The organism is Aeromonas sp. Prich7-2, assembly GCF_017939255.1.
Lineage (GTDB): Bacteria > Pseudomonadota > Gammaproteobacteria > Enterobacterales > Aeromonadaceae > Aeromonas > Aeromonas caviae.
Window position 1 is genome coordinate 1 of record NZ_JAGKRI010000030.1, and the last position, 19,352, is coordinate 19,352.

Here is a 19,352-nt window from a genome sequence, read left to right on the forward strand (position 1 = left end):
ATAACCTGGCCAGAAGGAGGCAATATCAATATGATGCACGGCGACAGCAGGGTGATGGTGGTGGTGTGTTTGGAGACAGCCAGTTTACCAGCACCCTGTCTGTCAACTTCCACTTCCCCAAGATCCCGCGAAGAACCTTTTTTATGGCTTGCAGGCAGCGCCCTCTTGGGGCGCGCCGGGATCAATGCTCGGCCAGCAGGGGCTCTCCCTCCTGGCGTTTGTCGTGGATGGCAAAGCGATCGACCAGGGTGGCACTGGCGTCGTTCAGGCCGATGACCGCCACCTCTTTCCCCTCACGGCGGAACTTGATGACCACCTTGTCGAGGGCCGTGATGGCGGTGATGTCCCAGAAGTGGGCGTGCGTCAGGTCGATGACCACCTTCTCCACTTCCTCCCTGAAATCGAAACCGGCCAGGAACTGCTCGGCGCTGGCAAAGAAGATCTGGCCCCGCACCAGATAGGTACGCACGGCGCCGCTGCGCTCGCTGTCGCTCTTGACCAGCATGACGCGGGCAACCTTGTGGGCGAAGAAGAGGGAGGCGAGCAGCACCCCTACGAATACCCCGAGTGCCAGGTTGTGGGTCGCGACCACCACGGCGACGGTGGTTACCATCACCAGGTTGGTGGAGAGGGGGTGGCTCTTCAGGTTGCGTACCGACTCCCAGGAAAACGTGCCGATGGAAACCATGATCATCACGGCCACCAGGGCTGCCATGGGGATCTGACGGATCCACTCATCCATGAAGACCACCATCAGGATGAGCAGGGTCCCCGCCACGAAGGTGGAGAGGCGGCCGCGGCCACCGGATTTGATGTTGATGACGGACTGGCCAATCATGGCGCACCCCGCCATGCCTCCCAGCAGACCGGCGCCGATGTTGGCGATCCCCTGACCCTTGCACTCGCGGTTGCGATCGCTTGGGGTGTCGGTCATCTCGTCGACGATGGCTGCCGTCATCATGGACTCGAGCAGTCCCACCACCGCCAGCCCCGCTGAGTAGGGGAAGATGATGGCCAGGGTCTCCAGATTGAGGGGCACGTCGGGCCAGAGGAAGACCGGCAGGGTATCGGGCAGCTCGCCCATGTCGCCCACGGTACGGATGTCGATGCCCAGGGTGATGGCCACCGCCGTCAGGATGACGATGCACAGCAGGGGGGAGGGGAGCAGTTTGCCCACCACGGGAACGAGCGGGAACAGATAGATGATGCCAAGCCCGGCCGCGGTCATGGCGTAGACCTGCCAGGTGACGTTGGTGAGCTCGGGCAGCTGGGCCATGAAGATAAGGATGGCCAGGGCGTTGACGAAGCCGGTCACCACGGAGCGGGAGACGAATCGCATCAGGCTGCCGAGCCTGAGGTAGCCCGCCGCTATCTGGAAGAGGCCGGTGAGCAGGGTGGCCGCCAGCAGATACTGCAGGCCATGTTCCTTGACCAGGGTCACCATCAGGAGCGCCATCGCGCCGGTGGCGGCGGAAATCATGCCGGGACGACCGCCGACGAAGGCGATGACCACGGCGATAGAGAAGGAGGCATAAAGGCCGACCTTGGGGTCGACGCCCGCAATGATGGAGAAGGCGATGGCCTCCGGGATCAGCGCCAGGGCGACGACGATGCCCGACAGCAGATCGCCCCGTATGTTGGAGAACCACTCTTGTCTTGCACGTTCCAGCATGGGGATTTTCTCGCTCGTTGAGGATCCATGGCCACAGGCCCGCAAATCAGGGGGAATGGCGGGGATCACAGGGTTGGATTGGCTGTTGATGGTCGGGTAAACCGGCCGGTCGGCATAACCGGAGTCAGGCGGCAGAGGCCGCACAGGGCTGGGTCAGGGCGGCGTGACGGCCACCCCAGAGCACATAACAGGCATAAGGGGCGCATGTTAACAGCCGGTGCCAGGCCGGGGAAGCCCGGATTGTTTTATCTAGCACAAGAGCAGCCAACATAGACCAAACAAGGGGGCTCTGCCGTTTTCAGAGAAGTGATTGATGCGATTATGGCAACACCGAAGGGGGCAACACCATGGGACCGGCCACCGTACGGGCTGCCTCGTCACCTCGCAGTACCCGTACTATCTCGAGAGCGAACTCGATGGCGGTGCCTGGTCCCTGGCTGGTGATCAGGCGATGGGCTTCATCGGTCACTACCCTTGCCGTGCTCAATTGTGTCGCGGGCAGACGGGCCTGAAAGCCCGGGTGGCAGGTGGTGCTCGCATCCCCTAGCAAGCCGTGATGGTGGAGTACCACGGCGGGTGCGGCGCAGATGGCGGCGCGCCAGCGGCCGAGGCCTGCCTGCTCCCGTAGCAGGTCGATGGCGAGGGGGGTGTCGCGGATCACTTCGCTGCCGGGCAGACCGCCCGGTACGACCATGGCATCGAAGTCACGGGTGGTCAGCTCGTCGAGATGGCAATCCGCCACCAGTTGCACCCCGCGAGAGGCGCGGATCTGGCGCGCTCCTGTGGGGCAGCAGGAGGCCAGCACCACATCGATGCCACCCCGAACCAGGGTATCGACGATGGCAACCGTCTCTATCTCTTCCGACCCGGGGGCCACCAGTACCAGTACGCTCATCCTGCACTCCTTGCTTGCCAGCTGCTCTGCTCAGCGCTTCTCTTTGACGGCCTGATAGAGGCCCTGATTGACCGGCACCGCGATACCGTGAAGGGCGGCCTTGCCCAGCAGGAAGCCGGTGATGGCTTCGATCTCGGTCTCTCGGCCCTGTTCCATGTCCTGATACATGGAAGAGTAATTGTCGGCGGTGAGCTCCACCACCATCATGACGCGGCGCAGCAGCTCTTCGCTGCCGGTGGGCTGACCTTCGGCCCGCATGACGTCAGCCACTTCCACGCAGATTTGCTGCAGGGCATCGGCAAAACGCGGACCGGCCAATTCGCCGTTCTTGAGCTTGTAGAGCGCGGTGAGGGGATTGATGGCGCAGTTGACGGCGAGTTTCTGCCACTGGCGTGTCAGGATCTGCTCATCCCAACCGGCCTGACCCAGGGCGCTGGCCAGCTCGTCGGCGAGGTGGGCATGGGCACGGGCCGCTTCGTTGACAGGGCCCAGCCAGGTCTCCCCCTTGCCGGTGTGGCGGAACACGAAGTGGCCGCTCTGCATGGCGCCATGGCTGGTGACGCCGGCGATCACCGGATTGTCGGGGAAGAGTGCGACCACCTGATCGGCGATCCCCATGCCGTTGTGCAGCAGCACGATGGGCACCCCTGCCGCCAGTTGCCCGACCAGGGGAGTGAGGGCCGATATCACCTGCCCCGCCTTAGTCATCACCAGCAGGCGTTTGATGCTGCCCGGCTTGTCGATGAAGGCGCGTTCGATGGCCAGGAGCTGGGTATGCCCCTCAAGGGAGGTAAAGTCGACGCCGGGGTGCAAGGTGGCACGATGGCGCTCGCGCAGCAGGAGGCGGGTTGCTTGGCCGCTTTGGGTCAACAGGGAGGCGAAGACGCCGCCCAGGGCGCCGCAGCCCAGCAAGGTCCACTCGGGAGAGACAGGGTGACGGCGTGTTTTCAGGTTGTTGTCGCGTAATCCGCTTGGCATGAAGAGGCTCGATCATGGGAAGGGCTGCCATCCTGTCAACCGCCAACCCGGGATAAGGGAAGATGTCGCTTGGTGAATACCTGGAACCGGTGCATGAGCTGGTTGCCGGGTCGTGCTCAAGGTTCATGCGCAGCCAGGTAGCCTCATGTATGCATGAACATGCGGGTTCCTGGGCTGCACTTCACCGAGTGTCGGACCTCTCGCGACCGCTCCTGAACGGGTTCTAACGGGTCTCACCATTCCTGTGCGCAGGGGATTCTAGCAGAGCAATCCCATCGAAATCAGCAAATTTGCCCGTTTTCTGGTAGATTTGCCCACCTGTCAGCACAACCTGAAGTACAGCATGAGGAGCCCGGCTATGCCGTCATTCGATATTGTCTCTGAAGTCAAAATGAACGAGGTGTTGAACGCCGTTGATAACGCCAACCGTGAACTGGCGACCCGTTTCGATTTTCGTGGTGTGGAAGCCAGCTTCGAATTGAACAAGGAAGAAGTAAAGCTGGAAGCCGACGCCGATTTCCAGCTCAAGCAGATGGTCGAGATCCTGCGCGGCGCCCTGCTCAAGCGCCAGATCGAGAACAGTTCCATGGATGTGGGTGACAGCGTCCACTCCGGCAAGCGTTTCCACCTGACCGTGAAGTTCAAGCAGGGGATCGACAAGGAAGTGGCCAAGAAGCTGGTGAAGCTCATCAAGGATTCCAAGATCAAGGTGCAGGCCGCCATCCAGGGCGACGAGGTGCGGGTCACCGGCAAGAAGCGCGACGATCTGCAAGAGACCATGGCTCTGGTGCGTGGCGCCGAACTGGGCCAGCCGATGCAGTTCCAGAACTTCCGCGATTGATGGCGAACGGGGAGGGCGCGGCTTTCCCCCCCACTGCCAGCATGAGGGCATAAAAAAACCGGAGCAGCTGCTCCGGTTTTTTTGTGTCCGTGTGACGAGTTCGATTAGAACTTGTAGGTCACGGAGAAGTAGTGGCTGAAGCCAGAGCTCTTCCAGGGGGTACCGTCGTAGGCGGTGGAGCCGTCTTTGGTGCCGTAGGCATCCATGAAGTACTTCAGGCCGTAACCCACTGCATAGCGGTCGGAGTGCCAGTAGATACCGTGGAAGGTAGCCAGGTTGTCGCTGGTGCGGTCGGCACGGTCGTGGGTATCCAGGTCGAACGCGTAGTCCAGATAGCCTTGGTAGGAGACGAAGCTGCCGTTGCCGAAGGTGTAGAAAGGCTTGAACCAGTTCATAGCGAACCAGTAACCGTTCCAGTCACCTTCTTCTTCAACGAAGAACTGGTTTTCGGTGGAGTGGCGGGCATACAGGTTCATGCCAACCTTGCCGAACCAAGGCACTTGCACATCAGCACCCAGACCGATCATGTTCTCCATCTGGTGGTCACCGATGTTATTCAGGGAGGCGATGTAAACCTCTTGCACCGGGCCGAAGGAGAGATCTTTACCAGTCAGCGCATCCAGAGACATACGCGGCGCAAACTTCATGAACAGGTTCTGATCGCGGTGCTTGTTGCTGTGACGGGAATCGAAGATATCGAATACATCGACGTAACCGTACAGGTCGAACAGACCGGAGCGGCCACCAAACTCCATTTCGAAGTAGGTGTCGTTGTAATCTTCAGCACCAGTGGTGAAAGGACGTTGGTCGATGGTGTGCATCACGTTGAACTGCATCCACTTGTAGTCGTTCTTGTGGATGTCGCCGCTGTAATCGGCAGCAAGGGCCGGAGTGGCGGAGGCAGCCAGCAGACCGGCAGCGATCAGAGTCTTGGTAAATTTGGCCATTTTATTGGTCTCTTGTGCGTTAGTTGAGGTTTTCCGTAGCCTGCCCACAAGGAGCGGAAGGGATTCTAGCCAAATAAATTCAGCGGATAAACAAGCACCAGGGAACTTTGTCAGGATTTGTGAATCTAATCACCCCCTAAAATGCGCAAACGCTTGCTATTTGTGCGTTTGTGGTGACAAGGTGCTGCCTCGTTTGGCAACCATGATGATCAGGATCATCACCGGGATGCCGAGCAGACTGGTGCCGATGAAGAAGTGGCTGTAGCCGATCTGCTCCACCACGCGACCAGAAAACCCCGCCAGCAACTTGGGCAGCAACAGCATGATGGAGCTGAACAGGGCGTACTGGGTGGCGGAGAAGGCGACGTTGGTGAGGCTCGAGAGATAGGTCACAAACGCAGCCGTCGCTATGCCGGCGCTGAGGTTGTCCAGCGAGATGATCAGAGTCAGCAGCTCCAGGTTGTGGCCCACTTCGTTGAGGAGAGCGAACAGCAGGTTGGTGCTGGCGGTCAGCACGGCGCCGAGGAACAGGATGCGCAGGGTACCAAAGCGCATCACCAGCACGCCCCCGAGCGCGGCTCCCACCAGCGTCATGATGACGCCATAGACCTTGGTGATGGTGGCCACTTCCGTCTTGCTGAACTGCAGATCCACATAGAAGCTGTTGGACATCACCCCCATCACCACGTCCGAGATGCGATAGCAGGCGATAAGCCCGAGGATCAGCAGGGCCGAGGAGCCGTAGCGGCGGAAGAAGTCGGCGAAGGGACACCAGATGGCCTCGTAGGTCCACGCCCCCAGCCCGGCCAGCGTGGGTGACCAACCCCGTGCCAGCAGGGTGGCCTTGCGCGCCATCTGCTGCTCGTCCTGACTCTTGAGATCGATCTGCGGCTCGTGACTCATCAGGGTGGTGAGGATGCCAAGAGACATCAGCCCTCCCATCAGCAGATAGGTGAGCTGCCAGCCGCGATAGTCATAGCCGCTGTTGCTGCCGAGCCAGGCCGCCAGCGCCAGCGCCCCCGCTCCCGCCATGATCATGGCGAGTCGATACCCCGTCATATAAGAAGCGGCCATGGCCGCCTGCAGCCGCTCGGGAGCGGATTCGATGCGATAGGCATCGATGACGATGTCCTGGGTGGCAGAGGAGAAAGCCACCAGCAGGGCGAAGAGGGCCAGTTGGGCGAGCTGGGTCTTGGGATCGCAATAGGCCATCCCCACCAGGGAGAGGGCGATCAGCACCTGGGAGAACAGCATCCAACTGCGTCGTCGCCCAAGCAGCCGTGACAGCAGGGGCAGGGGCAGCCGATCCACCAGGGGCGACCACAGCCACTTGAAACCGTAGGCCAGTGCAACCCAGCTCATGTAACCGATGTCGGTCAGGCTGACATCCGCCTCGCGCAGCCAGAACGAGAGGGTGCCAAAGACCAGCAGCAAGGGCAGGCCGGAGGAGAATCCCATGGCGAACAGGATGAGTACCCGCGCTTCCAGATAGACGGCGAGGGCATCTCGCCAGCGGGTGGCGCGGCCCGGTGTGTGACTGGGCGGGCGGAGATTGTTCAACAGCCTGACTCCTCTGGGAAAAGGGGGTCATTTTGTCAGGTTCGGCAGGAGTAGCCAAGGCAAGCCGAGTGGCGGGCGGCAGGTTTCAGGGACGTGAGCCGATGCAGTGGTGCGGGCAGGGGCCCTCGTCGGCGAGAAAATTGGCGCAGGCCATGAGTTGCAGGCGCAGCGCGTCATCACAGAGGAGGCGCTGCTCATCCCACAGGTGCAGGCTGTGAAGCAGATGCCAGAACACACCTTCCTGTGCGTTGGCGGGGGTTTTGTCCATGGGGATCACGCAGAGCGCCTGCCAATGGGAGAGGAGCTGCCAGCTCAAGTCTTCCAGCTGCTGGTAGGGAATCTTGCGTGCCAGAAAATGGCGAACCGCCTGGGCCAGCGGGCCGGCGTGTTGGGTTATGTAATCATGACAGGTCACCGGCTCCTCCTTCTGGTTCTGCTCCCCGATGCGTGGCACACATCGGGGAGCAGAGTATAGAAAAAGAGACCGGTGACCCGTTCAGGGACGCGGTGGAATGTGATCCGGGCCGCGTTATTTGTCCGCGAGCAGCACCACTTTCTTCAGGATGATGGGGCTGGTGGGGACGTCGTTGGCACGCAGGATGGAGCTGTAGCCGGTCTGGACCTGGGCCAGTTTGTCCAGCACCTCCATCCCCTTCACGACCTGGCCGAACACGGTGTAACCGGCGCCGGCATTGGCGTTGAGGTTGTCGTTGTCCACCAGATTGAAATAGAACTGGCGAGTGGCGCTGTCGACCGCCTGGGTGCGGGCCATGGCGATGGTACCGCGCTTGTTGGGCAGGCCGCCTCTGGACTCGTTGACCACGGGATCGAAGGTCGGCAGGGGCTGGAACTGCTGGTTGTAGCCCCCACCCTGCACCACGAAGTTCTGGATCACCCGGTGGAACAGGCTGCCGTCATAGCTGCCGTCTGCCACATAGCGCAGGAAGTTCTTCACGGTCTGGGGTGCCTGTTTGGGGGCCAGCTCCACGACGATGGTGCCATGGTTGGTCTCCATCTGGACTTTTTGACCGGCAAAAGCCAGGGGGGCGATCAGGGTGACCAGTAACCAGAGTTTCTTCATTTATATGTCCTCGCTCAGCTCGGCTGGCCCTTGAGATAACCGCGCAGCGCCTCGTCGGCCATGATCTGCTGCAGCACGCTGCCCAGCTGCTGGTTCAGAGTGGATTCCAGATCGGCCATGCTCGGCTCGCCCGGGCCCTCCTTGCTGGAGGACATGTTGAACTGCTTGGTCAGCTTGCTGCCCTGGAAGTCGGCAATCACCTGCAGGCTGACGCGGGACTTGGTGACATAGGTGAAGGTCTTCTCTTCCACGGTGACGGCGGCAGTGGAGATGGCCAGCGTCAGGTTGGTGGTGCCGCTGTTGCCCACTTCCAGGCCCTGGCTGCGCAGCCCTTCCGCCAGTTTTTCAGCCAGCAGGCTGTTGAGAGGCTGACTGCTGTTCACCAGCACAGGGGCCTTCTCTTTTTTCTTGATGGAGAAAACATAGGCGGCTTCACGCTTGTCCACCCCTTCCATGGTGATGCGGTTGCCGGAGTAGTACTGCTGGTTGGAGGGGATGACTTGCGGGTTGAGCAGGGCGCTCTCGGGCCAGTGAGTAGCACAACCGCCCAATACCAGAGCGGCCAGCAGCAAGAGTGACTTTTTCATCATGGGTTTCCTTTAGCTTTATCTTTAGCGTTTGATGGCTTTCAAAATAACGAATTTGCTGTTCGACGCAACGACTTGTGCGTTGCCAAACAGGCGCTTGAGTTTGTTGTGATAGTCCAGATGACGGTTGCCTACTATCCAGAGTTCGCCCCCCTGAGGCAACACCCGGTGGGCATCGCTGAACATCTGCCAGGCGATGTGATCGGTGATCGCCTGCAACTGATGGAAGGGGGGATTGCAGAGGATCCTGTCCGCTGCCCCGACGGGAACGTCATCGAGACAGTTGTTGACCATGAAGTGGGCACGGGGCAGGGCATCGGGCAGGTTGTGCTCGACGTTGAGCCGTGCGGACGCCACCGCCATCCGGGATTCGTCGATGAAGGTCACCTCCACCTCGCTGTCCCGCGCGAGCAGGGAGAGCCCGAGCACGCCATTGCCACATCCCAGATCGATCACTCTGCGGGCACTGTGGATGGGCAGGTTGTCCAGCATGAAGCGGGCGCCGATATCCAGGCTCGTGCGCGAGAACACGTTGGCATGGTTGTGGATGAGCATGTCGGTGCCTTCCAGCGGCCAGACGGTCGGGAAGGGACTGGTCAGGGACGGGCGCTCGGCGGCCGGGGTGCAATGAATGAGGCGTGCCTTCTTCCAGGCGAGCGAGGTGCGGGTCTCCCCCAGATACTTTTCGAACAGCTTGAGGGTGGAGGTGTGGATGTCCTTGGCCTTGCCGGCAGCAATGATGCGGGTCGCAGGGGTCACGACCCCGCGCAGGGCAAGCAGTTGCTGCTCCAGCAGCGCCTGATACTTGGAGACCTTGATCACCACCAGGGCGGGGGCATCGGGCAGGGGGGCCAGGGCATCCTGCAGGGTGATGGCGTGGGGATCCAGCCCGTTTTCCGCCAGATTGGCCAGGGTGGCCCGCTCGCTGATGTGGGAGTCGGTCACGCAGACGGGGGCGTGGGCATGCAGATAGCCGGCCAGGGCACCGAAGCCGTCGTTCATGATGATGACGGGGCCGTCAGGTGCCTGCTGCGATTCGGCAAGGTGGCTTATCAGATACTCGTCCGCCGCATCCCAGGCCTGCAGGGGGTCCTGGCTCTGCCGCGGGTAACGATACAGGGTCAGGCGGCAGTGGGCCGTGTCGAGCAGGGTTTGCATAGGCAAGAGTCCAACGTGTGATTGATGAATGGCGACCGTCTGCCCCGTGTTGCCCGGCAGCGGTGAAAGTGGCGCTATTCTAGCGGCGGCGGAGAAATTCACCAGTCCGGTGCGGCGAGAGCGAGCGGATCCTTCGTACCTGATGCATCGGGCGCACAACCCTGGCTACAATGGCCGGATATTCAACGAGGAGTCCTTACCGTGAGCATGCAACAACAGATAGAGGCCAAGCTGGCCGCCGCGCTCTCCCCGAGCCACCTGGAAGTGATCAATGAGAGCTACATGCACAGGGTGGCACCGGGCTCCGAAAGCCACTTCAAGGTAGTCGTGGTGAGCCAGGCGTTTGAGGGACAGCGTTTGCTGGGTCGCCATCGTCAGGTGAACGGGGTGCTGGCCGACGAGCTGGCGGGAGCCATTCATGCATTGGCGCTGCATACCTATACCGAATCCGAGTGGCAGGCCAGGGAGCAGGCGCCAAAGACGCCGGGTTGCGTCAGCAAATCCCCCTTTGCGTGAGCCGTTGGACCTTCTGATGGCGCCTTCCTCGGGCCATTAACAGCGCTATCACGAATGGTGTGCCGCCAGGGATGAGGGGTGTAGCATTATTTTTTCTAATCCTTTTCCTTACGCCTGAAAAATACCTCTATATGGTTAGTTTTGCGAAAAGTCCTTTAAAACCACGGTTTGCAAGGACGTGCGCGAAATATTCAGTGAAGGTTAATTTTGTGATAGGGCGGGGATTTTCCCCATTTGGCGTGGCGGCTAACTCGCCTAAGGTGGTAAACTCAGGCGCTTTTGAATGATCCTGTATGTTGCTGATTTGTTTATTTCTTCGACAGCTTTCCGCGATGTTGACGGGCTCATTCAACAACTCGTCGTGATGTATTTCTCGGCGCTAACCAACCTGTCTTCCCTTAACGGTAGTGCAAGTGAGTATGATTACAATTAAAAGAGGACTGGACATCCCCGTGCTGGGTGCTCCGGAGCAAGTAATCTACGATGGCCCGGCCATCACCCGTGTTGCTACACTCGGCGAAGAGTTCGTGGGGATGCGTCCTACTATGTTTGTCAAAGTAGGTGATCGCGTCATTAAAGGTCAGGAGCTCTTCGAAGATAAGAAGAATCCCGGCGTTAAATTCACGGCCCCTGCCACCGGTGTGGTTTCTGAGATCAACCGTGGTGCCAAGCGTGTTCTCCAGTCCGTCGTCATCGACATCGATGGGTCCGACGAGCAGGTGACCTTTGAGCATTTTGCCTCCGCTGAGCTGGCACAGCTCGAGCGTAGCAAGGTGCAGGAGATCCTGGTCGCATCAGGCCAATGGACCGCGCTGCGTACCCGCCCGTTCAGCAAGGTGCCTGCCGTGGGTTCCACCCCGCGCGCCATCTTCGTCACCGCCATGGACACCAACCCGCTGGCCGCCAGTGCGGAGCTGATCATCAAGGAACAGGCCCAGGCCTTCCTCGACGGTCTGGCCGTGCTGACCCGCCTGACCGATGGTACCGTCCACGTCTGCAAGGGCGAAGCCAGCCTGCCGCACTCCTCCTTGGCCCAGGTCAAGGAAGCCGTGTTCGTCGGTCCGCATCCCGCCGGTCTGCCGGGCACCCACATCCACTTCCTGGATCCGGTCGGTGCCAACAAGGTGCAGTGGCACATCAACTATCAGGACGTGATCGCTTACGGCAAGCTGTTCACCACCGGCCAGATCTTCACCGACAAGGTGATCTCCCTGGCTGGCCCGAACGTCATCAAGCCGCGTCTGCTGCGTACCCGTCTGGGTGCCAGCCTCAGCCAGCTGACCAACAACGAGCTGCGTGCGGACGAAAACCGCATCATCTCCGGTTCCCTGCTGAGCGGTGCCAAGGCCGAAGGGGTCCATGACTATCTGGGTCGCTTCCACAACCAGGTGAGCGTGCTGGGCGAAGGCCGTGAGAAAGAGTTCATGGGCTGGGTCAAACCCAGTGCCAACAAGTTCTCCATCACCCGTACCACCCTCTCTCACCTGATGAAGGGCAAACTCATCAACTTCACTACCACCACCAACGGTAGTGATCGCTCCATGGTGCCTATCGGCAACTATGAGCGTGTGATGCCGCTCGACATCCTGCCGACCCTGCTGCTGCGGGATCTGATCTCCGGTGACACCGACAGCGCGCAGGCGCTCGGCTGCCTGGAGCTGGATGAGGAAGATTTGGCGCTCTGTACCTTCGTCTGCCCCGGCAAGACAGAGTACGGCCCCGTCTTGCGTGAGTGCCTGACCAAGATCGAACTGGAAGGTTAAGCGATGAGTTTCAAGCAACTTCTTGAAAATATGGAACATCACTTCGAGCCGGGTGGCAAGTACGCCAAGTACTATGCCCTGTTCGAAGCGGCGTACACCCTGTTTTATACCCCGGGTTCCGTGACCCGCAATGCCGCCCACGTCCGTGATGCGATCGATCTGAAGCGCATGATGATCATGGTGTGGCTGGCCGTGTTCCCGGCCATGTTCTGGGGCATGTACAACGTCGGCAACCAGTCCATCGCCGCCATCGCCCACATGGGCAGCGCGGCCGGTGCCGATTCCTGGCAATACGCCCTGGCCACCCTGTTCGGTGCCTCGCTGGATCCGGCCGTCGCCGGCATCGGCAGCAAGATGCTGATCGGTGCGGCTCACTTCTTCCCGATCTACATCACCGTCTTCATCGTCGGTGGATTCTGGGAAGTGTTGTTCGCCATGGTGCGCAAGCACGAGATCAACGAAGGCTTCTTCGTGACCTCCATCCTGTTTGCCCTGATCGTGCCGCCCGAGCTGCCCCTGTGGCAAGCTGCCCTGGGTATCACCTTCGGTGTGGTGCTGGCCAAGGAAGTGTTCGGTGGTACCGGCAAAAACTTCCTGAACCCGGCGCTGGCGGGTCGTGCCTTCCTGTTCTTCGCCTACCCGGGTCAAATCTCCGGTGATGCGGTCTGGGTTGCCGTTGACGGCTTCTCCGGCGCAACCGCACTGAGCCAGTGGGCCCAGGGCGGCCAGATGGCGCTGATCAACGGTGCCACCGGTGAAGCCATCAGCTGGATGGACGCCTTCCTTGGCAACCTGCCCGGTTCCATCGGTGAAGTTTCCACCCTGATGATCCTCATCGGCGCAGCCATGATCGTCTACATGCGCATCGCCTCCTGGCGCATCATCGCCGGCGTCATGGTGGGCATGGTCGCGACCTCCCTGCTGTTCAACGTCATCGGTTCCGATACCAACCCCATGTTCAGCATGCCGTGGCACTGGCACCTGGTGCTGGGTGGCTTCGCGTTCGGCATGGCCTTCATGGCGACCGACCCCGTCTCCGCTGCCTTCACCAACAAGGGCAAGTGGTGGTATGGCGCCCTGATCGGCGTGATGGTGGTGCTGATCCGGGTAGTTAACCCTGCATTCCCGGAAGGCATGATGCTGGCCATTCTGTTCGCCAACCTGTTTGCCCCCTTGTTTGACCATTTCGTGGCACAGGCGAACATCAAGCGGAGGATCGCACGTGGCGTTTAATAAAGACTCTACTACCGGCACTCTCGCCGTAGTGACCGGTCTGTGTCTGGTCTGCTCCATCGTGGTCTCCGTGGCTGCCGTGGGTCTGCGTCCGGCCCAGCTGGAAAACAAGGCACTGGACAAGCAAAGCAACATCCTGTCCGTCGCCGGCGTCGACATCAGCGCCGTGGCCAAGCGTGATCTGGCCCAGCTCTATGGCGACAAGATTGAAGCGCGTCTGGTGGATCTGACCAGCGGTGAGTTCGTTGACGGCGACGCCGACAACTTCGACACCAAGGTTGCCGCCAAGGATCCGGCCAAGAGCATCCGTCTGGCCCCGGCCGACGACAAGGCCGGCCTGCGTCAGATCTCCAAGCTGGTTCCCGTGTTCTTCGCGAAAGATGCCGAAGGCAAGGTCGACAACATCATCCTGCCGATCTACGGCCAGGGTCTGTGGTCCACCATGTATGCCTTCGTAGCGGTCGCGGCCGACGGTCAGACCATCAAGGGCATCACCTACTATGACCACGGTGAAACCCCGGGTCTGGGTGGCGAGATCGAGAACCCGGCCTGGCGCGAACTGTTCGTCGGCAAGAAGCTGTTCGACCAGAACGGTCAGCCTGCGCTGCGGGTGATCAAGGGCCATGCTCCGGCTGGTTCCGAGCATGAAATCGACGGCCTGTCTGGTGCAACCCTGACCGGTAATGGTGTACAGCACACCTTCGACTTCTGGATGGGCCCCAAGGGCTTCGGTCCCTTCCTGGCCAAGGTACGTGCAGGAGAAATCAACAATGGCTGACAAGAGCGAAATGAAAAAGTTGCTGTTGACGCCTGTGCTCGGCAACAACCCCATCGCACTGCAGGTGCTGGGTGTCTGTTCCGCGCTGGCCGTTACCAGCCAGATGAAGACGGCGTTCGTGATGACGCTGGCCGTTACCGCGGTCACCGCCTTCTCCAACCTGTTCATCTCCCTGATCCGCAACCAGATCCCGAACAGCGTGCGGATCATCGCCCAGATGGCGGTGATTGCCTCGCTGGTTATCGTGGTTGACCAGGTGCTCAAGGCGTATGCCTATGACATCTCCAAGCAACTGTCGGTGTTCGTCGGCCTCATCATCACCAACTGTATCGTGATGGGTCGTGCCGAAGCCTACGCCATGAAGAGTGCCCCGCTGCCCTCCTTCCTGGACGGTATCGGCAACGGTCTGGGTTATGGCGCCGTGCTGCTGACCGTGGCCACCGTGCGCGAGATCCTGGGTTCCGGCACCTGGTTCGGCATCGAGCTGCTGCCGCTGGTGAACAATGGTGGCTGGTATGTGCCCAACGGCCTGCTGCTGCTGCCGCCGAGTGCGTTCTTCATCATTGGTCTGATCATCTGGGGCGTGCGCACCAAGGATCCCAAGCAGGTGGAGGCGAAGGATTAAGGTATGGAACACTATATCAGTCTGTTGATTCGCTCGATCTTCATCGAGAACCTGGCGCTCTCCTTCTTCTTGGGGATGTGTACCTTCCTGGCGGTGTCCAAGAAGGTCAAGACCGCCATGGGCCTGGGGATTGCCGTTATCGTGGTTCAGACCGTTGCCGTCCCGGCCAACAACCTGATCTACAACTACGTGCTTAAAGACGGTGCCCTGGTATCCGGTCTGGATCTGAGTTTCCTGAGCTTCATCACCTTCATCGGGGTGATCGCGGCCCTGGTACAGATCCTGGAGATGGCCCTGGACAAGTACTTCCCGGCCCTCTACAACGCCCTCGGTATCTTCCTGCCGCTCATCACCGTGAACTGCGCCATCTTCGGCGGCGTCTCCTTCATGGTGCAGCGTGACTACAACTTCGTTGAGTCCGTGGTCTATGGCGTGGGTTCGGGTGCAGGCTGGATGCTGGCCATCGTCGCGATGGCAGGGATCCGCGAGAAGATGAAATATTCCGATGTTCCGGAAGGCCTGCGTGGCCTTGGCATCACCTTCATCACCGCGGGTCTGATGGCGCTGGGCTTCATGTCCTTCTCTGGTATTTCCCTGTAATCGGAAAGGAAATATAGATGGAAATTATTCTGGGTGTGGTCATGTTCACCGTGATCCTGCTGGCCTTGGTGGCAGTCATTCTGTTCGCCAAGTCCAAGCTGGTGACCGCCGGTGACGTGACAATCAGCATCAACGGCGACCCGGCCAAGGCTGTGACCAGCCCGGCGGGTGGCAAGCTGCTTGGCGTGCTCGCCGGCAGTGGTATCTTCGTCTCCTCCGCCTGTGGCGGCGGCGGCTCCTGTGGTCAGTGCAAGGTGCGTGTGAAATCCGGCGGCGGCGACATCCTGCCGACCGAGCTGGATCACATCAGCAAGGGCGAAGCCCGTCATGGCGAGCGTCTGGCCTGCCAGGTCACCGTCCGCTCCGACATGGACATCGAGCTGCCGGAAGAGATCTTCGGCGTGAAGAAGTGGGACTGTACCGTCATCTCCAATGACAACAAGGCCACCTTCATCAAGGAGCTCAAGCTGCAGATCCCGGATGGTGAGAGCGTGCCGTTCCGCGCCGGTGGTTATATCCAGATCGAAGCGCCTGCCCACCACGTGCAGTACAAGAACTTCGATATTCCCGAGGAGTATCGTGGCGACTGGGATCGCTTCAAGATCTTCGAGCTGGAGTCCAAGGTCAACGAGCCGATCATCCGTGCCTACTCCATGGCGAACTATCCGGAAGAGTTCGGCATCATCATGCTGAACGTGCGGATCGCAACCCCGCCTCCCAGCAACTGGACTGCCCCTCCCGGCCAGATGTCTTCCTACATCTTCAGCCTGAAGGCCGGTGACAAGGTGACCATCTCCGGTCCGTTCGGCGAGTTCTTCGCCAAGGACACCGACGCCGAAATGGTGTTCGTCGGTGGTGGTGCGGGTATGGCGCCGATGCGCTCCCACATCTTCGACCAGCTGCGCCGTCTGAAGACCAAGCGCAAGATGAGCTTCTGGTACGGTGCCCGTTCCAAGCGCGAGATGTTCTATGTCGAAGACTTCGACATGCTGCAGGCCGAGAACGACAACTTCCAGTGGCACGTCGCCCTGTCCGATCCGCAACCGGAAGACAACTGGGATGGCTACACTGGCTTCATCCACAACGTGTTGTTCGAGAACTACCTCAAGAACCACGAGGCGCCTGAGGATTGCGAGTTCTACATGTGCGGGCCTCCCGTGATGAACGCCGCCGTCATCAACATGCTGAAAAACCTCGGTGTTGAAGACGAAAACATCCTGCTGGATGACTTCGGTGGTTAATCCATGCACAGCGTTGTAAAGACCTGGCTAGCCTTCGGGCTAGCCTTTTTCTTGACTGGGTGCGGTCAGGAAACGGTCCAATCGAAGCCGGAGATCCACATCACCGGCAGCACCATGGGTACCTACTACTCCATCAAGGTGGCGGATAGCGCCGTTCAGGATGCCGCCAGGCTGCAAGCCGAGGTCGACGTCTTGCTGGAGCGGGTCAACGATCAGATGTCGACCTATCGCCCGGATTCCGAGCTGTCACGCTTCAACCAGCACAAGAGCAATACCCCTGTGGTGGTTTCCCGCGATACCGCGCGGGTGGTGACCGAGGCCATTCACATTGGCCGCGAGAGCCGTGGGGCGCTGGACGTCACCGTCGGGCCTCTGGTCAATCTGTGGGGCTTTGGGCCGGATGCCAGACCGACCAAGGTGCCGTCCGACGAGCTGATCGCCCAGACCCGGCAGAAGACGGGCCTTGGCAATCTGCATGTGATAACCTCTGCCGATGCCGATACCCTGCAAAAGGACATCCCGGACCTCTACGTGGATCTCTCCGCCATTGCCAAGGGGTTTGGCGTGGACAAGGTGGCCGAGTACCTGGAGTCCCAGGGGGCACGCAACTATCTGGTTGAGATAGGCGGCGAGCTGCGCATCAACGGTGTCAACGGCAAGGGGCATCCCTGGCGTGTCGCCATCGAGAAGCCGACCGTCAATGCCGGTTCAGTACAGGAGGTGATCCTGCCCGGTGACAACGGGGTGGCCACCTCGGGCGAGTACCGCAACTATTACGAGCTGGACGGCAAGCGCTTCTCCCACACCATGGATCCGCTGACGGGCAAGCCCATCCAGCACCGCCTGGTGTCGGTGACCGTCATCCACCCCTCCTGCATGACTGCAGACGGGTTGGCGACCGTGTTCATGGTCATGGGGCCGGAGAAGAGCCTGGCCTATGCCAAGGAACGGGGGCTGGCCATCTTCACCATCACCAAGACGGATGACGGGTTCGAAGAGGCTTATTCGGATGCCTTCAAACCATATCTGGTCAAGAAGTAAGGGGTAACTACATGCAGATCTTTCTGATCACCTTCGGGGTGTTTCTGATGGTCGTGGTGGCCATGGCCATCGGCTACATTTTCCAGCGCAAGTCCATCTCCGGCTCCTGTGGCGGCCTGGGTTCCATCGGGATCGAGAAGGAGTGCGACTGCCCCGAGCCTTGCGACAACCGCAAGAAGAAGATGGCCAAGGAAGAGGCCCGTCGCAAGATGCTTGTGGACAACCGCATCATCTAACGGCGGATATCGCTCTGAAGGCAGCCTTGCAACGAAACGAGCCGACCCCTGGGTCGGCTCGTTTTTTATGTGGCATGGGGTCAGTAGTCATATTGGCTGCATGCCTTTGCCTTGAACTCTTTCTTTCGCTTTGCCAGCTCCTCCCTGGTGCCCAGTTCATCCCCTTGCTGTATGGCTTTTTCCAAGGCGGCGATGCGCTGATAGAGCCAGTTGCACTCCGCAGTCGGGTGATCCTTGCTCGCGCCCGTCAGCGGCAGCAGCAGGCCCAGCAGCGGCCAGAATCTTCTCATCCTGCACCTCCCAGCCCCCGCAAATGGGAGCCCTGAGAGTCTATGCCCTAGCCCGAACTGGCGCGCTGGCAGAAATGACAGGCTTGGGGTAGCATGGAACGTTCAACTGGTTATCCATACAGTATTTTTGTCGTTCGACACGCCTCCTCGCCGGATGCCCAGGGTCTATCCCTATGATCTGTTCGGGAGGCTGTCGACACAGCAACAGACACGGCCATGCGCAAGATCATTCACATCGACATGGACTGCTTCTTCGCCGCGGTGGAGATGCGGGACAACCCGGCCCTCAGGGAGGTGCCGCTCGCCATCGGTGGCGCCGCCGACCGACGCGGGGTCATCTCCACCTGCAACTACGTGGCGCGCCGCTTCGGGGTGCGCTCTGCCATGCCGAGCGCCCTGGCCAGAAAGCTCTGTCCGCCATTGGTGCTGATCCCCGGGCGGATGGCCGTCTACAAAGAAACTTCGCGCCAGTTGCGCGCCATCTTCCTGCGCTACACCGAGCAGGTGGAGCCGCTCTCCCTCGATGAAGCCTATCTCGACGTGACCCAGAGTCCCCGCTGCGGTGGCAGCGCCACCCTGATGGCGGCGGAGATCCGTGCCGCCATCAGCGCCGAGCTTGGGCTGACGGCCTCGGCCGGTGTGGCGCCGAACAAGTTTCTGGCCAAGCTCGCCTCGGAGCAGCGCAAGCCTGACGGCCTGTTCGTCATCCGTCCCCAGGAGGTGGACGAGTTCGTGCGCCAGCTCCCCCTTGGCAAGCTGCCCGGCATCGGCCGCAAGACGGCAGAGCGGCTGGAGTCCCTCGGGCTCTACTCCTGCGAAGATGCCCGCCAGCTCGGCAACGAGGAGCTGATCGCCCGTTTCGGCAAGCTCGGGGAGATGCTGGCCAGCCGCATCTGGGGGCATGACGATCAGCCGGTGCAGGCCAGGCGGGTGCGCAAGAGCATCGGCGTAGAGACGACGCTCGCCAGCGACGTGCTGGACGAGGACGCCTGCTGGCAGGTGCTCAGCCGGCTCATTCCCGAGCTGGAGCTGCGTTTTGCCAAGGCCTGCCCTGCGGAGATGCTGATGGGACAGGGGATCAAGCTGAAGTTTGCCGATTTTCACCAGACCACCGTCTATCGCAAGGGGAGTTATCAGGCGGCCCGCTTCCACGATCTGCTGCACGAGGGACTGCAACGGGCTCAAGGAAAACCCATTCGCCTGCTCGGTCTGGTCGTTGGTTTGCCCGGAGCGGGTGAAATCAATCAATTAAGCCTGGATCTCTGCTGATTTAGTTAAGTTTCTGTTTCCAAATCCGATACAGTGGTTAC

Annotated in this window: 21 protein-coding genes; 11 read left to right on the forward strand and 10 right to left on the reverse strand. The window is 60.4% G+C overall.

Annotated elements, in window-relative coordinates; translation table 11 throughout:
• Positions 1 to 181: 181 nt before the first annotated feature.
• From J9892_RS06505 to J9892_RS06515, 3 genes are all read right to left on the reverse strand, one after another.
• The gene (locus J9892_RS06505; RefSeq protein ID WP_109421956.1) at positions 182 to 1,672 is read right to left on the reverse strand and encodes a SulP family inorganic anion transporter; all 1,491 of its coding nucleotides are present in this window, start codon (positions 1,670 to 1,672) and stop codon (positions 182 to 184) included.
• 319 nt (positions 1,673 to 1,991) lie between these two features.
• Positions 1,992 to 2,567: a DJ-1 family glyoxalase III gene (locus J9892_RS06510; protein ID WP_201984450.1), complete on the reverse strand. Its 576-nt coding sequence runs from the start codon at positions 2,565 to 2,567 to the stop codon at positions 1,992 to 1,994.
• Between the two features lie 30 nt (positions 2,568 to 2,597).
• The gene (locus tag J9892_RS06515; protein ID WP_128344696.1) at positions 2,598 to 3,545 is read right to left on the reverse strand and encodes a 2-dehydropantoate 2-reductase; all 948 of its coding nucleotides are present in this window, start codon (positions 3,543 to 3,545) and stop codon (positions 2,598 to 2,600) included.
• Positions 3,546 to 3,903: 358 nt separating this feature from the next.
• Here J9892_RS06515 and J9892_RS06520 point away from each other — a divergent pair, with 358 nt between their 5' ends.
• Positions 3,904 to 4,386, forward strand: coding sequence for a YajQ family cyclic di-GMP-binding protein (locus tag J9892_RS06520; protein WP_010673357.1), 483 nt, complete (start codon positions 3,904 to 3,906; stop codon positions 4,384 to 4,386).
• A 104-nt stretch (positions 4,387 to 4,490) separates the two neighbouring features.
• On the opposite strand, the gene J9892_RS06525 is transcribed toward J9892_RS06520, so the two are convergent.
• The 6 genes from J9892_RS06525 to J9892_RS06550 all read right to left on the reverse strand — a co-directional run bounded on the left by J9892_RS06525 (position 4,491) and on the right by J9892_RS06550 (position 9,719).
• Positions 4,491 to 5,333: an outer membrane protein OmpK gene (locus J9892_RS06525; RefSeq protein ID WP_111896963.1), complete on the reverse strand. Its 843-nt coding sequence runs from the start codon at positions 5,331 to 5,333 to the stop codon at positions 4,491 to 4,493.
• Positions 5,334 to 5,489: 156 nt separating this feature from the next.
• Entirely contained in the window at positions 5,490 to 6,791 is a 1,302-nt protein-coding gene (locus J9892_RS06530; RefSeq protein ID WP_041215845.1) for an MFS transporter, read from the reverse strand.
• Positions 6,792 to 6,978: 187 nt separating this feature from the next.
• Positions 6,979 to 7,308 (reverse strand): hypothetical protein, encoded by a 330-nt coding sequence (locus J9892_RS06535; RefSeq protein ID WP_042864276.1) that lies wholly within the window; start codon positions 7,306 to 7,308, stop codon positions 6,979 to 6,981.
• A gap of 114 nt (positions 7,309 to 7,422) precedes the next feature.
• Positions 7,423 to 7,974, reverse strand: coding sequence for a peptidylprolyl isomerase (locus J9892_RS06540; protein WP_010673361.1), 552 nt, complete (start codon positions 7,972 to 7,974; stop codon positions 7,423 to 7,425).
• 14 nt (positions 7,975 to 7,988) lie between these two features.
• Positions 7,989 to 8,561 carry a YajG family lipoprotein gene (locus J9892_RS06545; protein WP_039040711.1) on the reverse strand — a complete coding sequence of 191 codons (573 nt, stop codon included), beginning with the start codon at positions 8,559 to 8,561 and terminating at the stop codon, positions 7,989 to 7,991.
• Between the two features lie 24 nt (positions 8,562 to 8,585).
• The gene (locus J9892_RS06550; RefSeq protein WP_010673363.1) at positions 8,586 to 9,719 is read right to left on the reverse strand and encodes a methyltransferase; all 1,134 of its coding nucleotides are present in this window, start codon (positions 9,717 to 9,719) and stop codon (positions 8,586 to 8,588) included.
• Positions 9,720 to 9,926: 207 nt separating this feature from the next.
• On the opposite strand from J9892_RS06550, the gene J9892_RS06555 reads away from it, so the two are divergent.
• From J9892_RS06555 to nqrM, 9 genes are all read left to right on the forward strand, one after another.
• Positions 9,927 to 10,235, forward strand: a complete 309-nt coding sequence (locus J9892_RS06555; RefSeq protein WP_010673364.1) for a BolA/IbaG family iron-sulfur metabolism protein — start codon at positions 9,927 to 9,929, stop codon at positions 10,233 to 10,235.
• Between the two features lie 419 nt (positions 10,236 to 10,654).
• Positions 10,655 to 11,998: a Na(+)-translocating NADH-quinone reductase subunit A gene (locus J9892_RS06560; RefSeq protein WP_029313920.1), complete on the forward strand. Its 1,344-nt coding sequence runs from the start codon at positions 10,655 to 10,657 to the stop codon at positions 11,996 to 11,998.
• A gap of 3 nt (positions 11,999 to 12,001) precedes the next feature.
• Positions 12,002 to 13,231: an NADH:ubiquinone reductase (Na(+)-transporting) subunit B gene (locus J9892_RS06565; RefSeq protein ID WP_010673367.1), complete on the forward strand. Its 1,230-nt coding sequence runs from the start codon at positions 12,002 to 12,004 to the stop codon at positions 13,229 to 13,231.
• Positions 13,221 to 14,009 (forward strand): Na(+)-translocating NADH-quinone reductase subunit C, encoded by a 789-nt coding sequence (locus J9892_RS06570; RefSeq protein ID WP_029313922.1) that lies wholly within the window; start codon positions 13,221 to 13,223, stop codon positions 14,007 to 14,009. Before J9892_RS06565 ends, J9892_RS06570 begins: the two co-directional genes overlap by 11 nt.
• Positions 14,002 to 14,634 (forward strand): NADH:ubiquinone reductase (Na(+)-transporting) subunit D, encoded by a 633-nt coding sequence (locus J9892_RS06575; RefSeq protein WP_005303545.1) that lies wholly within the window; start codon positions 14,002 to 14,004, stop codon positions 14,632 to 14,634. The genes J9892_RS06570 and J9892_RS06575 overlap by 8 nt, the downstream gene beginning before the upstream one ends.
• Before the next feature lie 3 nt (positions 14,635 to 14,637).
• Entirely contained in the window at positions 14,638 to 15,234 is a 597-nt protein-coding gene (gene nqrE, locus J9892_RS06580; protein ID WP_005303538.1) for an NADH:ubiquinone reductase (Na(+)-transporting) subunit E, read from the forward strand.
• Between the two features lie 17 nt (positions 15,235 to 15,251).
• Complete coding sequence (gene nqrF / locus J9892_RS06585) at positions 15,252 to 16,475, forward strand: NADH:ubiquinone reductase (Na(+)-transporting) subunit F (RefSeq protein WP_010673369.1); 1,224 nt, start codon at positions 15,252 to 15,254, stop codon at positions 16,473 to 16,475.
• Between the two features lie 3 nt (positions 16,476 to 16,478).
• Complete coding sequence (locus tag J9892_RS06590; RefSeq protein WP_029313924.1) at positions 16,479 to 17,516, forward strand: FAD:protein FMN transferase; 1,038 nt, start codon at positions 16,479 to 16,481, stop codon at positions 17,514 to 17,516.
• An 11-nt stretch (positions 17,517 to 17,527) separates the two neighbouring features.
• On the forward strand, positions 17,528 to 17,752 hold the full coding sequence (gene nqrM / locus J9892_RS06595) for a (Na+)-NQR maturation NqrM (protein WP_010673371.1): 225 nt from the start codon (positions 17,528 to 17,530) through the stop codon (positions 17,750 to 17,752).
• Positions 17,753 to 17,832: 80 nt separating this feature from the next.
• On the opposite strand, the gene J9892_RS06600 is transcribed toward nqrM, so the two are convergent.
• Positions 17,833 to 18,042 carry a hypothetical protein gene (locus J9892_RS06600; RefSeq protein WP_069785571.1) on the reverse strand — a complete coding sequence of 70 codons (210 nt, stop codon included), beginning with the start codon at positions 18,040 to 18,042 and terminating at the stop codon, positions 17,833 to 17,835.
• Between the two features lie 216 nt (positions 18,043 to 18,258).
• On the opposite strand from J9892_RS06600, the gene dinB reads away from it, so the two are divergent.
• The gene (gene dinB / locus J9892_RS06605) at positions 18,259 to 19,311 is read left to right on the forward strand and encodes a DNA polymerase IV (RefSeq protein ID WP_200164423.1); all 1,053 of its coding nucleotides are present in this window, start codon (positions 18,259 to 18,261) and stop codon (positions 19,309 to 19,311) included.
• The last annotated feature ends 41 nt before the right edge of the window (positions 19,312 to 19,352 follow it).

Excerpts from the sequence above, each read along its gene's own strand:
- J9892_RS06505 (WP_109421956.1), bottom strand. The coding sequence starts at position 1,672 with ATGCTGGAACGTGCAAGACAAGAGTGGTTCTCCAACATACGGGGCGAT.
- J9892_RS06510 (WP_201984450.1), bottom strand. The coding sequence starts at position 2,567 with ATGAGCGTACTGGTACTGGTGGCCCCCGGGTCGGAAGAGATAGAGACG.
- J9892_RS06515 (WP_128344696.1), bottom strand. The coding sequence starts at position 3,545 with ATGCCAAGCGGATTACGCGACAACAACCTGAAAACACGCCGTCACCCT.
- J9892_RS06520 (WP_010673357.1), top strand. The coding sequence starts at position 3,904 with ATGCCGTCATTCGATATTGTCTCTGAAGTCAAAATGAACGAGGTGTTG.
- J9892_RS06525 (WP_111896963.1), bottom strand. The coding sequence starts at position 5,333 with ATGGCCAAATTTACCAAGACTCTGATCGCTGCCGGTCTGCTGGCTGCC.
- J9892_RS06530 (WP_041215845.1), bottom strand. The coding sequence starts at position 6,791 with ATGGGATTCTCCTCCGGCCTGCCCTTGCTGCTGGTCTTTGGCACCCTC.
- J9892_RS06540 (WP_010673361.1), bottom strand. The coding sequence starts at position 7,974 with ATGAAGAAACTCTGGTTACTGGTCACCCTGATCGCCCCCCTGGCTTTT.
- J9892_RS06545 (WP_039040711.1), bottom strand. The coding sequence starts at position 8,561 with ATGAAAAAGTCACTCTTGCTGCTGGCCGCTCTGGTATTGGGCGGTTGT.
- J9892_RS06550 (WP_010673363.1), bottom strand. The coding sequence starts at position 9,719 with ATGCAAACCCTGCTCGACACGGCCCACTGCCGCCTGACCCTGTATCGT.
- J9892_RS06555 (WP_010673364.1), top strand. The coding sequence starts at position 9,927 with ATGCAACAACAGATAGAGGCCAAGCTGGCCGCCGCGCTCTCCCCGAGC.
- J9892_RS06560 (WP_029313920.1), top strand. The coding sequence starts at position 10,655 with ATGATTACAATTAAAAGAGGACTGGACATCCCCGTGCTGGGTGCTCCG.
- J9892_RS06565 (WP_010673367.1), top strand. The coding sequence starts at position 12,002 with ATGAGTTTCAAGCAACTTCTTGAAAATATGGAACATCACTTCGAGCCG.
- J9892_RS06575 (WP_005303545.1), top strand. The coding sequence starts at position 14,002 with ATGGCTGACAAGAGCGAAATGAAAAAGTTGCTGTTGACGCCTGTGCTC.
- nqrE (WP_005303538.1), top strand. The coding sequence starts at position 14,638 with ATGGAACACTATATCAGTCTGTTGATTCGCTCGATCTTCATCGAGAAC.
- nqrF (WP_010673369.1), top strand. The coding sequence starts at position 15,252 with ATGGAAATTATTCTGGGTGTGGTCATGTTCACCGTGATCCTGCTGGCC.
- J9892_RS06590 (WP_029313924.1), top strand. The coding sequence starts at position 16,479 with ATGCACAGCGTTGTAAAGACCTGGCTAGCCTTCGGGCTAGCCTTTTTC.
- nqrM (WP_010673371.1), top strand. The coding sequence starts at position 17,528 with ATGCAGATCTTTCTGATCACCTTCGGGGTGTTTCTGATGGTCGTGGTG.
- J9892_RS06600 (WP_069785571.1), bottom strand. The coding sequence starts at position 18,042 with ATGAGAAGATTCTGGCCGCTGCTGGGCCTGCTGCTGCCGCTGACGGGC.
- dinB (WP_200164423.1), top strand. The coding sequence starts at position 18,259 with ATGCGCAAGATCATTCACATCGACATGGACTGCTTCTTCGCCGCGGTG.